Source organism: Gordonia liuliyuniae, from assembly GCF_021738805.1.
In the GTDB taxonomy this organism is placed as follows: domain Bacteria; phylum Actinomycetota; class Actinomycetes; order Mycobacteriales; family Mycobacteriaceae; genus Gordonia; species Gordonia liuliyuniae.
The window spans coordinates 132,292-146,326 of record NZ_JAKKOR010000011.1; the positions used below are offsets into that span (position 1 = coordinate 132,292).

Below are 14,035 nucleotides of genomic sequence, written 5' to 3' on the forward strand. Positions count from 1 at the left end.
GATGACTCGTGGTGTGACGATCGCCAAGAGCCGCCCGGAGTACTACCTGTACGAGGCGCGCAAACAGCTTGGCAAGCCGTTGAAGATGCTCGACGGCGCAGGCGAGCAGATGTCGTTCTACGGACGCACACTCGCCTGGATCCCGAAGACCCTCGTGCACTACACGCGCGAAGTGATGCGCCTGCTCGCCGAGGTGGCGTTCGGTTCCGGCGGACTCGCCGTGATCGGCGGCACGGTCGGCGTCATGATCCTGATGTCCGGTTTCACCGGCGTCGTCGTCGGCATGCAGGGCTATGCGGCACTCGACCAGATCGGGTCTCAAGCGCTCACCGGCTTCCTGTCGGCGTACGTCAACACGCGTGAGGTCGCACCGCTCGTGGCGGGCCTCGCGCTGTCGGCGACGGTCGGCTGCGGTTTCACCGCTCAGCTCGGCGCCATGCGCATCTCCGAGGAGATCGACGCGCTCGAGGTGATGGCGGTGCCGTCGATCCCGTTCCTGGTCAGCACCCGCGTGATCGCAGGCTTCGTCGCCGTCATCCCGCTGTACGTGCTCGGCCTGATGGCGGCCTACCTCGCATCACGCGTCGTCAACACAGTGTTCAACGGCCAGTCGACGGGCTCGTACGACCACTACTTCAATCTGTTCCTACCGCCTGCCGACGTCCTATGGTCGTTCGGCAAGGTCCTGGTGTTCGCTTTCGTGATCATCCTCGTGCACTGCTACTACGGCTACTACGCCAGCGGCGGGCCCGCGGGCGTCGGCGTGGCCGTCGGGCACGCCGTGCGCGCCGCGCTCGTGTTGATCGCCGTCCTGGACTTCTTCCTCGGCCTGGCGATCTGGGGAACCACAACGTCGGTCAGAGTCGGAGGTTAGACAAACGTGGCGACTGCTAAACGCAGGCTGCTCGGCCTGCTCTTCTTCGTCGTGGTGATCGGACTGCTCGCGACGTCGATCCTGAAGTTCCGCGGAACGTTCGACGACGTCTCCACCATCACCCTGAAGACCGACGACGCCGGCAACGCGCTGTCCGTGGACTCCGACGTCAAAGCGCGCGGTGTGATCATCGGTACCGTCCGCGAAGTGCACGTGGAGTCCGGCGGCAAAGTGACCGTCCAACTCGGTGTGGAACCGGACAAGATGGCGGACCTCAACGCCGAGACGACCGGCCGCGTGCTCCCCAAGACATTGTTCGGCGAACGGTACGTCTCACTGACGGTGCCGGTCGGCGGCAAGGGGCAGTTGCACGACGGCGACATGATCAAGACCGATCCGCGTGGCAGTTCGGCCGAGGTCGAGGATCTCTTCGACTCGCTGATGCCGGTGCTCGAAGCCATCCCGCCGCAGGACTTGAACGTCACCCTGACCTCGATCTCGCAGGCGATCGGCGGCAAGGGCAAACAGTTGGGTCAGACCATCGACCGGCTGAACACCATCTTCACCCGCGTCAACGCGCACATGGACGACCTGCAGGGCACTCTGCGCGGGCTCGCTTCGTTCTCGGACACCTATTCTGAGGCCCTCCCGGACGTGATCGACGCACTCGACTCGCTCCGGACGACCGGCAACACGATCGTCGAGCGTCAGGGAGATCTGCGCTCGTTGATCTCGACGGTCGGCGTCGCCGCGACCGACACCACAGCGTTCCTGAAGACGAACCGACGTGACATGTTGGACCTGACGATAGAGTCGGAGCCGTTCCTGACCAAGATCGCCAAGCAGTCCCCGACGTTCACGTGCATGTTCAAGAACTTCGCGACGCTCATCCCGGAGTCGGAGAAGATCGTCGGCAAGGGCACCGACAATCCCGGTGTCCGCGTCAACCTCCAGTTCGTGAATCCGCGTGGCCGCTACCTCCCGAACCAGGACGAGCCCCGCATGTTCTGGGAAGATCCGCCTGCCCGCTGCTACGAACCGCCGACTGACGGTCGTCCGTTCCCGCAGTACCCGGGCGGCGGCGTGCCGGACGGCTCCTACCAGCCGCCCTCGCGCAACGCGGGGCCGACCACCTGGCCCGAGCTGCCGCAGCCGCAGTTCAGCGCTACGCCGGCGGGAACGGTGTCCGACGCCGACTACGCCAAGCAGATGAAGATCGTGTACGGCTCGTCGACCGGAGTGGATCCGTCGCAGGTGCCGACGTGGATCACCTACATCGGCGGCGGAGCCGCGCAAGGAACGGAGATGACGATCAAGTGAGAGGACTCGCAGGACCGCTGATCAAGCTGGTCATCTTCGCAGTCGTGACCGTCATCGCCACCGCGATGCTCGGTCTGACGATCGCCAACGCGGGCGGCGGCGGCCGCACCGGGTTCAAAGCCGTCTTCTCCGATGCGGCGATGCTCAACCCGGGCGACGACGTCCGCATCGCAGGCGTCCGCGTCGGACAGGTCGAGAGCGTCGAGATCACCGACCGGAACAAGGCCCTCGTCACGTTCAACGTCGACCGAGATACGCTCCCGTCGAGCACCAATGTGTACATCCGCTACCGGAACCTGACCGGCCTGCGCTACGTGGCGTTGGAGAAGGGCGCCGGTGAAGCGAACGAGACCGTCGGCAAGGACTACACGTTCGGCACCGACCCGAAGATCGACGACACCCATCCCGCGGTCAACCTGACCGAACTGTTCAACGGGTTCAAGCCGCTGTTCAAGCAGATCGAACCGCAGGACATCGACAAACTCGCCGAGACCATCATCAAGGTCTTCCAAGGCGACATGGACACCACGATCAGCCAGTTGGTCAGCCAGACGTCCGAGTTGACGAACGCACTAGCCGACAAGGACCAGGTGATCGGCGACATGATCACCAACCTGACGAAGGTTCTGGACACCGTGAACCGCAACGACAAGGAGTTCACCAGCCTCCTGGTGAACACCGAGAAGCTCGTCACCGGACTCGCCGCGCAGCGCGATTCGATCGGCTCGGCCGTCAGCTCGGTGTCGAACCTCACGACGGTGACCGGCTCCATCCTGAGTAAGTCGCGTCCGGCCATCCAAGGCGACATCGCCGGGATCAAGTCGCTGTCGGACCAGTTGAACTCGCGCGACGACGACCTCAAGAAGGCGCTGACCAATCTGCCGGTCAAACTGCAGAAGATCGGCCGCGCCGCGACCTTCGGATCGTGGTTCCAGTTCTACCTGTGCGGTATCGACGTCGTCGCGGGCAACGGTAAGTCGACCCTGCTCACCCAGCCCGCGGTCGGACTGCCGGACATCAACCACGTTCTGTACACCAGCGCTGCCACCAGGTGCTGGAAAGACAACAAGCGACCGGGGGAGTGACAATGACGCAAGATCCGAACTCCCAAGGACCGAACAACCCCCAGGGCCCGAACGATTCGGGCGATCTGCCGACAGAACCCAAGAAGAGCAGAAGGTTCGCCGGCCGTCGCAGCCCGATGAGCATCGGTGCGATCGGCTTGCTGATCCTGATCATGGTGTCGGTGTCGTCGTTCTACCTGAAGGACCTGCCTCTGCTCGGTGCGGGCCCCCAGTACACGGCCGTCTTCTCCGAAGCCGCCGGGCTCAAGTCCGGCAACGAGGTCCGCGTCGCGGGTGTCAAGGTCGGCGAGGTCACCAAGGTCTCGCTCGACGGTGACAAGGTGAACGTCGACTTCCGTGCGAACAACACGTGGATCGGCGACCAGACGCAGGCGTCCATCCAGATCAAGACAGTTCTCGGCCAGAAGTACCTCGCGTTGAACCCGCGCGGCAGCGAACTCGCCGATCCGGATGTCCCGTTCACCGACACGGTCTCCCCGTACGACGTCATCGAAGCGTTCGGCGACGCGGCCGACCAGATCGAGCACGTCGACACGGACCAGGTCGCGAAGTCGCTGCGGACGATGTCGAACGCCTTCTCCGGGACCGCCGGTGACATCGGGCCGTCGCTCGACGGCATCGCGCGCCTGTCGAACACGATCGCCAGCCGCGATCAGGAAGTGCAGCGATTGCTCCAGGCGACGAAGAACTCGTCGAAGATCCTCGCCGATCGCAACGAGGAGTTCACCCGGCTGATCGCGGGCGCGGGCACCCTGCTGAAGGAGCTGAACAAGCGTCAAGACGACATCTCGGCTCTGCTCGCCAGCACGACGACGTTGAGCAAGGCGTTGACCGGGATCGTCCGGGACAACGAAGAGCAACTCGCGCCCGCTCTGGAGTCGCTCAAGGGCGTGACCGATCTGCTGACCGACCAGAACAAGAACCTTCGCGACACGATCACTTACATGGCGCCGTTCTACCGCCTGTACGCGAACGTGCTCGGTAACGGACGTTGGTTCGAGTCGACCGTCACCAACCTGCTGCCGCCCTCGCTGCCGCAGCAGAACACGACGCGACTGCCCAATATGAACAAGCAGTTGAACAACGGTGGAACGGAGGCCGGATGATGACCGCCGCTGACGAGAAGTCCGGTGTCTTCAGCCGACGGAACATCGTGTTCGGTGCGCTCGGCCTGGTCCTGCTCCTGATTGTCGGGGCTGCCGGATGGTGGGCGTCGACGCTGGTCGGGACCACCAAGGTGAACGCGACGTTCACGAGCGCGGTGGGCATCTACAAGGGCAGCGACGTGCGCGTTCTCGGCGTCGACGTCGGCAAGGTGACGGAGGTGACGCCGCGCGGCGACGTCGTCGACGTCGAGATGCGCGTCAACCGGGGCATCGACCTGCCCGAAGGCGTTCAGGCGATGCAGATCATCCCGTCGATCGTCGCCGACCGGTACGTCCAGCTGGCTCCCGCCTACTCCGGTGGCGAGAAGGTGGGCAGCGACGTCACGCTCACCACCGACGAGACCCATGTGCCCGTCGAGATCGACGCGATCTACGCCAACTTGCAGAAGCTGTCGAAGTCGCTGGGCCCCGAAGGCGCTAACAAGAACGGCGCGGTCACCGACTTCGTCGAGACCGCGGCCGACAACCTCGACGGCAACGGCGCGAAGCTCGGCAAGGCGCTCACCAATCTCTCGAAGGCGGCGACCACGCTGTCCGACGGCCGCGGCGACCTGGCGTCGACCATCAAGAACTTGAACGTCTTCGTCGGAGCGCTTCGCGAGAACGACTCCCAGGTGCGGCAGTTCAACACGCAGATGGCGTCGTTCAACACGTTCCTGGCCGGAGAACGCAACCAGCTCGGCACAGCACTCGATTCCTTGTCGTACGCGCTTGGTGATGTCGCGACGTTCGTCGCCGACAACAACGACCGCATCGGCGACGCGATCCGAGGGCTGCACCCGACCGGACAGGCGCTCCTGGACAACAAGGAGCACCTGCTCGAGATCTTCACCGTTCTCCCGGTCACGATCTCGAACCTGATCAACGCGTACGACGCAGAGTCGGGCACGCTGGCGATGCGCCTGAACCTGCCGGACCTGCAGGACCCGTTGAGTGCGGGCTGCCGATTCCTCGACCTGAAGAACCTGATGCCGGGCAACCCGCTCGCCATCGATTTCAGCAAGAAATTGGCTCCGCTCGTCGACAACTGCAAGAAGATCGGCAAGCAGGTCACCGACGGCGTGCTCGAGCCGATGCTGCCGATCCTCCCGTTCGGCATCCTCAGCGCGAAGAAGCTGCAGAAGGAGCCCGCACCGGGCACCAACTCCGGTAACCCGGATCCGCGACTCCCCGGAGGCAAGTGATGAAGGTGACGCTCAATAGGCGTGCCCGCGCATCCGCGGTCGGCGCAGTGATGGCGGTCGTCGTCGCGCTGGCGTCGGCGTGTTCGGGATTCCAGTCGCTGCCGTTGCCCGGCGGCGTCGACGTCGGCGACAATCCGCGCGAGTACAAGATCGAGTTCGCGGACATCCTGGACCTGGTCCCGCAGTCGATGGTCAAGATGGACGGCATCCCGGTCGGTCGCGTCGTGAAGGTCGAAGTCCCCGAGAATTCGTGGGACGCGTTGGTGACGGTCAAGGTCCGCAACAATGTGGACTTGTCGGCGAAGGCGAAGGCCTCCATCCAGCAGACCAACCTGCTCGGCGAGAAGTTCGTCGCACTCAGCGACCCGGACGACGCGTCGACGACGGCTCGGCAACCCGAGTCGCAGATCATCAAGACCTCACGTACGTCGACGACGACGGACATTGAGCAGCTTCTCGGCGCGCTGTCGATGCTGCTCAACGGTGGCGGGATCAACCAGCTGGAACCGATCATCACGGCAATCAACGAGTCGGTCGGCGACAATCCCGGTCGCTTCGCGTCGCTGCTCCGCCAGACGGAGACGTTGATCTCGGGTCTCAACGCGCAGCGCGACGACATCATCCGTGCGATCGACGGTGTCGATCGCCTGTCGGCTCGCGCCAACAACCAGACCGATCAGATCGAGCGCATCCTCGACGAACTGCCCGCAGGCGTCCAGGTGCTCGAGGAGCAACGTCCGCAGTTCGTCGACTTGCTGACCAAGCTCGACGAGCTCGGCGACGTCGGTACCGACGTTCTCGGCAAGGCGCACGACGCGATCATCACCGACCTCAAGGCGCTTCGACCGATCTTGACCGAGCTGTCGAAGTCCGCGCAGGACGCGGTCACCGCGATGCCGTTGATGTTGACGCATCCGTTCCCCGATGACCTGCTGCCGGCCGTCCAGGGTGATTCGACCAACCTGTTCATGACGCTCGACCTGCGACTGCTGAACCAGCTGGAGGCATTGGGCGTCGGTCAGGGCACGCCGAAGTACAGCCCGCCGAAGGTCAATCCGCCGAAGGTCAACCCGAACAACCCGTACATCAACGGGAACGGGCCGCGGTGGGGATGGCCGACCATCTCGCTGCTGCCGCCGCCGTTGAACTCGCGTCCGGGGCCCAACACTCCGCCGTCTGGCGGCCGGTATCCGGCAGCAGGCTCGACGACGACGAAGAAGAAGAGCACGGGGACTTCGAACAGCACGGGGGCTTCGAACAGTACGGGGACTTCGAAGAAGAAGCCGAAGAACCAGTACTCGGTCACCTCTTCTGAGACCAGCTTCCTCGACGCACCGATCTCGATGATGACCGGGGAGGACCGATGACGAGCCGGATAGTCAAGATCCAGTTGATCGTCTTCGCCGTCGTCGGCGCCCTCGCGGTGGTCTACGTCGGCGGCAAGTACGCACGATTGGACCAGATGGTCGGTCTGTCGATCTACCAGGTGACGATCGAAGCCGAGGACTCGGGCGGCGTGTTCCCAAACGCGGAAGTGACCTACCGCGGCGTTCCCGTCGGCCTGGTCGGCGACATGGAACTGACGACCGACGGGATGAAGATCCAGCTCGACCTCCGGTCGGACGGGCCCAAGATTCCGGCGTCGTCGAAGGCCGTAGTGGCCAACCGGTCGGCGATCGGCGAGCAATTCGTCGATCTGCAGCCGCCGAACGACGACGGCCCGTACCTCAAGGACGGGTCGGTGATCACCGACTACAGCCTTCCGCCGAAGCTGCAGGAGGTCATCTCCGACGCGATCACGTTGACTGACACGGTCCCGGTGGATGATCTGCACACCGTCGTCACCGAACTAGGGCAGGCGTTCAACGGGCAGGGCGAGAACCTGACCCGGCTTATCGACTCGCTCGACAAGCTGTCCAAGACGGGTGTGGAGAACCTCGACGACACGATCTCGTTGATCGACGACTCCAACGTCGTCCTCGGGACGCAAGCCGAGCAGTCCGACGAGATCCTGGCGTGGTCGAAGAACATCGACAAGGTCGCAGCGACGCTGGCAGGCTCGGACCCGGCGATCCGGCGGATCTTGACCGACGGACCGCGTGCGGCGACGACCCTGTCGCACTTCCTGGATTCGAACGGCGACGACACCACGAAGCTGATTCACCAGTTGGGGCGGACGGTCGACACGATCTCGCCGACGTCGTTCGCGACCGGCGCGACGTTCGCGATGCTGTCGGCGCTGTCTGCGGGCAGCCACACCCCCGCACCGGGAGACGGTCAGATCCACTTCGGCATCGTGCTGGAGACGGACAACCCGCCGAGCTGTACCAGTGGCTACGAGAGCACCGACAAGCTCATCGCCGAGATGAAGAAGCGCAACCCGGACTTCGACGTCAACTACGACGACTTCCCGTTGAACACGGAGGCGGGCTGCGACGTCCCGGTCGGCAACCCGACGGGCGTACGCAGCGCCGACCGTGCTGCACTGTCGAACCCGGATTTCGTTCAGCCGTGGGACAACAAGCCCAAGGCCGACCCGGACAAGCTCAACCTCAATCCGATCGCCACGCAGCTGGCGACACTGATGGGCGTGCACGCCAAATGACGTGCAGTCAGTGACGATGCGGTGAAGGATGCGATCGCGCCCGCGGAGCCGTAGACGCCCGCGGGCGCTAGTCGTCCCGAGCTTCGCCTTGTCGCTGGTAGAGCGGGCGGAGCGAGTCGGAACATCCTCCAACCGGCACACAGCGTGCCGTGACATTCGATAGGTACAGTGGCGCTCGATGAATTCTGATGAGACCCGCGAGCCGGATTCGGTGGACGAATCGGTGAGCGATGAGACCAGCCTGGACGGCAGCGACGAGGCAGGAGTCGATGAGACCGGAGCCGACGTGGCAGGAGTCGACGAGACCGGCGCGTCTCAGGGCCCGGTCGATTCGGACGACGAGACCGACTCCGACGACACCGACTCTGACGACACCGACTCCGGCGAGACGGACTCTGACGACACCGACTCCGACGACACCGACTCCGACGACACCGACTCTGACTCCGGCGAGACGGACGGTGGACGCCACTGGGCGGCCTCGATGGCTCTCGCAGTGGCGGTCACCGCGCTCGTAGCAGCCATCGTGTGCGTCGGCTACTTCGGCTACACCGGCATCAGGGCGTACACCGTCGATGCCAACCGTGAGCAGATGCGCGTCCACGTCGTCGACGCAGCCGAACAGGCGATGCTGAACATCCTCACCGTCGATGACAAGGGTGTCGACGTCTGGCAGAAGCGGATGAAGTCGTCGTTGACCGGTGACGCGTTGAAGCAGGCGATCGACGAGACCAGCGGTGGTGCGGTCAAGCAGATCGAAGCCGCCAAGGACCGGAAGCTGACGATCAAGGCGAGCATCATTCGCAGCGCGACCACCGAATTCAACCCGGACGAGGACACGGCGACGGTCTTCGTGCTGAGCCAGGCGGCCACGTCGGAGGCCCCGAACCAGCCGCAGGCCCAGTCGTCGTTGCTGTCGGTGGTCAAGGTCGACGACACGTGGAAGGTCGACAAGATCGTGCCGCTTACCGACATCACCTACTACGACGACACGGCAGAGCCTGCCACCGGTGAACAGCAGCAGGGCACCGAACAGCAGCAGGAAGGCGGCAACTGATGGCGGCCGAACGCCCGAACCAGCGTCGTACACGCAAGGTCGCAGGCCGTTCGACGGCCCGCGTCGAACTGTCGCAGACCGCGCGGGAGCGCAAGCAGTCCAAGGGGCCCGCCGGCACGGCGGAGCCGGTCTCGCAGGCCGAGGAGACGGCGCGCTCCGTCAGCCTTCGCAAGCCGCAGGGTGCCGAGTCCGGCGTCGACCGCAAGCGTCGTCTGGTCGAAGCCGAACGCGAGGTCGCCGAACGCGAACGTTCGATGACCGACGTCGAACCCGGGGTCCGCGACACACGCGGAACGTACCGACTCGCGGCGGTCCTCGGCGCAGTCGCGGTGCTCCTCGGCGCGATCGCGGCTGTCTTCGCGTTCCACCCGGGAGCCGATGTGACCGACAACAAGGCGTTCGTCGACCAGGAGGCGTCGGAGAAGGTGCTGTCGCAAGCACGATCGGCAGCGTGTGCACCGTTCCAGTACAAGTACCAGAACCTCGACTACTGGCTCACCGAGGCCCAGAGCAAGCTGAGCGGCACCGCGCGCGAACAGTTCCAGGCGAATCTCAAGACGAACCGGTCGATCATCGAACAGACCAAGTCGTCGTCGGACTGTCGAGTCGAGACGGTCGGCCTGATGGATCTGTCGCACGATCACGCGACCGTCCTGGCCGCCCTCCAAATCGACACCACCCGCGACGGCGCGCTGGTCGAGTCGAACAAGCCGAAGACGGGGATCGTCCTGGTCCGCGACGGCGACGAGTGGCTGGTCGACCAGTTCCTCGATCCGTAGACACCGCGTGGACGTATGTCCGTCGTTCGCTGACAGCGCGCGGATCAGTCATGAAATTTCATGGCCGATCCGCGCGTTCTCTTGACGAACCGGCTCTTCGCGGGTCACTGTAGTCACCAAACCGATCAGCTCAGGTGGCAGCCCGGCGATCTGGTTCTACTCGGGGTTGACAAATCCCGCTCCTCTTCTGATACAGTTGGACGTTGCGCTGGCTGCCTCCTGTTCGCTGTTCGATGCCCTTCCGGTCACCTCGGTGCCCGCCGTGGGAATTCGCTGCTCATCAGGTCGATTCGCCTCGCAGCGGCCCCACGGCCAACGGCTACATGCCATGCACCGAGAAACTTCGTGTTGGAAGGACGCATCTTGGCTCTCGACCGCCAGTCCACCTCAACCACTGCGGGTATTATCCCGGGAGCGCCGCACCGCGCTTCATTCGCCAAGATCGACGAGCCACTGGAGGTTCCGGGTCTGCTGGACGTCCAGCTCGACTCGTTCGACTGGCTCGTCGGAACGCCCGAGTGGCGCGCTAAGGCGACCGCCCGCGGTGAAGAGAACCCGGTCGGCGGACTCGAGGATGTCCTCCGCGAACTGTCGCCCATCGAGGACTTCTCGTCCTCGATGTCCCTGTCCTTCTCTGATCCGCACTTCGACGAGGTCAAGGCCTCGGTCGACGAGTGCAAAGACAAGGACATGACGTACGCGGCTCCGCTGTTCGTCACCGCCGAGTTCATCAACAACAACACCGGCGAGATCAAGTCGCAGACCGTCTTCATGGGCGACTTCCCGATCATGACCGACAAGGGCAGCTTCATCATCAACGGCACCGAGCGTGTCGTGGTGAGCCAGCTGGTCCGTAGCCCCGGCGTGTACTTCGACGCCACCATCGACAAGGCCACCGAGAAGACGCTGCACTCGGTCAAGGTGATCCCGGGCCGCGGCGCGTGGCTCGAGTTCGACGTCGACAAGCGCGACACCGTCGGTGTCCGCATCGACCGCAAGCGCCGTCAGCCCGTCACCGTGCTGCTGCAGGCGCTCGGCATGACGCGCGAAGAGATCACCGAGCGCTTCGGCTTCTCCGAGATCCTCATGTCGACGCTGGAGAAGGACTCGACCGGCAACCAGGACGAAGCCCTCCTTGAGGTCTACCGCAAGCTGCGTCCGGGAGAGCCGCCGACCAAGGAGTCGGCCGAGAGTCTCTTGGAGAACCTGTTCTTCAAGGACAAGCGCTACGACCTGGCACGTGTCGGTCGCTACAAGATCAACAAGAAGCTCGGTCTCACCGCGACCCCGATGTTCGGTGAGTCGGTGCTGACCCGCGAGGACATCATCGCGACCGTCGAGTACCTGGTGCGCCTGCACGAGGCCGACCCGAACGTCACCAGCGAGATGACCGTTCCCGGCGGTGTCCCGGTGCCCGTCGAGGTCGACGACATCGACCACTTCGGCAACCGTCGCCTGCGCACCGTCGGCGAGCTGATCCAGAATCAGATCCGGGTCGGCCTGTCCCGCATGGAGCGCGTCGTCCGCGAGCGCATGACCACGCAGGACGCCGAGGCGATCACTCCGCAGACTCTGATCAACATCCGTCCCGTCGTGGCGGCGATCAAGGAGTTCTTCGGGACCAGCCAGCTCTCGCAGTTCATGGACCAGAACAACCCACTGTCGGGTCTGACGCACAAGCGTCGTCTCTCGGCGCTCGGCCCGGGTGGTCTGTCGCGTGAGCGTGCCGGCCTGGAAGTCCGTGACGTCCACCCGTCGCACTACGGCCGCATGTGCCCGATCGAGACGCCAGAAGGACCGAACATCGGCCTGATCGGTTCGCTGTCGGTGTACGCCCGCGTCAACCCGTTCGGCTTCATCGAGACGCCGTACCGCAAGGTCATCGACGGCAAGGTCTCCGACCAGATCGAGTACATGACCGCCGACGAGGAGGATCGTTACCTCATCGGTCAGGCGAACACGAACTACGACGCCGACGGCACCATCACCGACGAGCGCGTCCTGGTCCGCATCAAGGGCGCCGAGGTCGAGTTCGTTCCGGCTTCGCAGGTCCAGTACATCGACGTCTCGCCGCGCCAGATGGTGTCGGTCGCGACCGCGATGATCCCGTTCCTCGAGCACGACGACGCCAACCGTGCCCTGATGGGCGCGAACATGCAGCGCCAGGCTGTGCCGCTGGTCCAGAGCGAGTCGCCGCTGGTCGGCACCGGCATGGAGTTGCGTGCCGCGGTCGATGCCGGCGATGTCATCGTCACCGGCAAGACCGGTGTCATCGAAGAGGTCTCGGCCGACTACATCACCGTGATGGCCGACGACGGCACCCGGGACAGCTACCGCCTGCGCAAGTTCGAGCGGAGCAACCACGGCACGTGCGCCAACCAGGTGCCGATCGTCGACGAGGGACAGCGTGTCGAGGCCGGTCAGGTTCTCGCCGACGGCCCGTGCACCGACCAGGGTGAGATGGCGCTCGGCAAGAACCTGCTCGTGGCGATCATGCCGTGGGAGGGTCACAACTACGAGGACGCGATCATTCTGAGCCAGCGCCTCGTCGAAGAGGACACGCTCACCTCGATTCACATCGAGGAGCACGAGATCGATGCCCGCGACACCAAGCTCGGTGCCGAGGAGATCACTCGTGACATCCCGAACGTCTCCGACGAGGTCCTCGCGGACCTCGACGAGCGCGGAATCGTGCGCATCGGTGCCGAGGTCCGCGACGGCGACGTGCTGGTCGGCAAGGTCACCCCGAAGGGCGAGACCGAGCTGACCCCGGAAGAGCGTCTGCTCCGCGCGATCTTCGGTGAGAAGGCGCGCGAAGTGCGTGACACCTCGTTGAAGGTGCCGCACGGCGAAACCGGCAAGGTCATCGGCGTCCGAGTCTTCAGCCGTGACGACGACGACGACCTCGCTCCGGGTGTCAACGAGCTGGTCCGCGTCTACGTCGCGCAGAAGCGCAAGATCCAGGACGGCGACAAGCTCGCAGGCCGCCACGGCAACAAGGGCGTCATCGGCAAGATCCTGCCGCAGGAGGACATGCCGTTCCTGCCCGACGGCACACCGGTCGACATCATCCTGAACACCCACGGTGTTCCGCGTCGTATGAACATCGGCCAGATCTTGGAGACCCACCTCGGCTGGGTCGCCAAGGCCGGCTGGAACATCGACACCGCGCAGCTCGAAGAGGAGTGGGCCAAGCGCCTGCCCGCCGACATGGTCTCGGCCGAGCCGAACACGAACACCGCGACTCCGGTGTTCGACGGTGCCAAGGACGACGAGTTGGCCGGTCTGCTCGGCTCGACCCTGCCGAACCGTGACGGCGACGTCATGGTCGGCCCGGACGGCAAGGCGACGCTGTTCGACGGTCGTTCCGGCGAGCCGTTCCCGTACCCGGTCGCGGTCGGCTACATGTACATCATCAAGCTGCACCACCTGGTCGACGACAAGATCCACGCGCGTTCGACCGGTCCGTACTCGATGATCACGCAGCAGCCGCTCGGTGGTAAGGCGCAGTTCGGTGGCCAGCGCTTCGGTGAGATGGAGTGCTGGGCGATGCAGGCGTACGGCGCCGCCTACACCCTGCAGGAATTGTTGACCATCAAGTCGGACGACGTCGTCGGCCGCGTGAAGGTCTACGAGGCGATCGTCAAGGGCGAGAACATCCCGGAGCCGGGTATCCCCGAGTCGTTCAAGGTCCTGCTCAAGGAGCTTCAGTCGCTCTGCCTCAACGTGGAGGTGTTGTCGTCGGACGGTGCAGCCATCGAGATGGCCGACAGCGATGACGAAGACCTCGAGCGCGCCGCCGCGAACCTGGGTATCAACCTCTCGCGCAACGAGAACGCCACGGTCGACGATCTCGCGAACTGACCCACGCACGGGGAGCTCCGTCCCCCCGTGGACCCTGGTCCGACCAGCGGTTCACGGGACGGGGCCGCCCCCGACAACACGACTTAGACCTCGACGCTTTT

The 14,035-nt window shown here is 64.5% G+C and carries 10 protein-coding genes; all 10 read left to right on the forward strand.

What is annotated here, in order from left to right; genetic code table 11:
* Position 1: 1 nt before the first annotated feature.
* The 10 genes from L5G33_RS14700 to rpoB all read left to right on the forward strand — a co-directional run bounded on the left by L5G33_RS14700 (position 2) and on the right by rpoB (position 13,934).
* On the forward strand, positions 2–874 hold the full coding sequence (locus L5G33_RS14700) for an MlaE family ABC transporter permease (RefSeq protein WP_236998938.1): 873 nt from the start codon (positions 2–4) through the stop codon (positions 872–874).
* 6 nt (positions 875–880) lie between these two features.
* Positions 881–2,194 (forward strand): MCE family protein, encoded by a 1,314-nt coding sequence (locus tag L5G33_RS14705; protein WP_236998939.1) that lies wholly within the window; start codon positions 881–883, stop codon positions 2,192–2,194.
* Complete coding sequence (locus L5G33_RS14710) at positions 2,191–3,279, forward strand: MCE family protein (protein ID WP_236998940.1); 1,089 nt, start codon at positions 2,191–2,193, stop codon at positions 3,277–3,279. The genes L5G33_RS14705 and L5G33_RS14710 overlap by 4 nt, the downstream gene beginning before the upstream one ends.
* Complete coding sequence (locus L5G33_RS14715) at positions 3,276–4,385, forward strand: MCE family protein (protein ID WP_372476913.1); 1,110 nt, start codon at positions 3,276–3,278, stop codon at positions 4,383–4,385. Before L5G33_RS14710 ends, L5G33_RS14715 begins: the two co-directional genes overlap by 4 nt.
* Entirely contained in the window at positions 4,385–5,629 is a 1,245-nt protein-coding gene (locus tag L5G33_RS14720) for an MCE family protein (protein WP_236999161.1), read from the forward strand. The genes L5G33_RS14715 and L5G33_RS14720 overlap by 1 nt, the downstream gene beginning before the upstream one ends.
* Positions 5,629–6,996, forward strand: a complete 1,368-nt coding sequence (locus tag L5G33_RS14725) for an MCE family protein (protein ID WP_236998942.1) — start codon at positions 5,629–5,631, stop codon at positions 6,994–6,996. Before L5G33_RS14720 ends, L5G33_RS14725 begins: the two co-directional genes overlap by 1 nt.
* Positions 6,993–8,234 carry an MCE family protein gene (locus tag L5G33_RS14730; RefSeq protein WP_236998943.1) on the forward strand — a complete coding sequence of 414 codons (1,242 nt, stop codon included), beginning with the start codon at positions 6,993–6,995 and terminating at the stop codon, positions 8,232–8,234. The genes L5G33_RS14725 and L5G33_RS14730 overlap by 4 nt, the downstream gene beginning before the upstream one ends.
* A 178-nt stretch (positions 8,235–8,412) precedes the next feature.
* A complete protein-coding gene (locus L5G33_RS14735) occupies positions 8,413–9,291 on the forward strand; it encodes a hypothetical protein (protein WP_236998944.1) in 879 nt (292 codons plus the stop codon).
* Positions 9,291–10,070: a hypothetical protein gene (locus tag L5G33_RS14740; RefSeq protein ID WP_236998945.1), complete on the forward strand. Its 780-nt coding sequence runs from the start codon at positions 9,291–9,293 to the stop codon at positions 10,068–10,070. The genes L5G33_RS14735 and L5G33_RS14740 overlap by 1 nt, the downstream gene beginning before the upstream one ends.
* Before the next feature lie 363 nt (positions 10,071–10,433).
* Entirely contained in the window at positions 10,434–13,934 is a 3,501-nt protein-coding gene (gene rpoB / locus L5G33_RS14745; RefSeq protein ID WP_236998946.1) for a DNA-directed RNA polymerase subunit beta, read from the forward strand.
* The last annotated feature ends 101 nt before the right edge of the window (positions 13,935–14,035 follow it).

What these genes read in the sequence shown, in the direction of transcription:
- L5G33_RS14700 (WP_236998938.1), top strand. Translation starts at nt 2, where the DNA reads ATGACTCGTGGTGTGACGATCGCCAAGAGCCGCCCGGAGTACTACCTG.
- L5G33_RS14720 (WP_236999161.1), top strand. Translation starts at nt 4,385, where the DNA reads ATGACCGCCGCTGACGAGAAGTCCGGTGTCTTCAGCCGACGGAACATC.
- L5G33_RS14725 (WP_236998942.1), top strand. Translation starts at nt 5,629, where the DNA reads ATGAAGGTGACGCTCAATAGGCGTGCCCGCGCATCCGCGGTCGGCGCA.
- L5G33_RS14730 (WP_236998943.1), top strand. Translation starts at nt 6,993, where the DNA reads ATGACGAGCCGGATAGTCAAGATCCAGTTGATCGTCTTCGCCGTCGTC.
- L5G33_RS14735 (WP_236998944.1), top strand. Translation starts at nt 8,413, where the DNA reads ATGAATTCTGATGAGACCCGCGAGCCGGATTCGGTGGACGAATCGGTG.
- L5G33_RS14740 (WP_236998945.1), top strand. Translation starts at nt 9,291, where the DNA reads ATGGCGGCCGAACGCCCGAACCAGCGTCGTACACGCAAGGTCGCAGGC.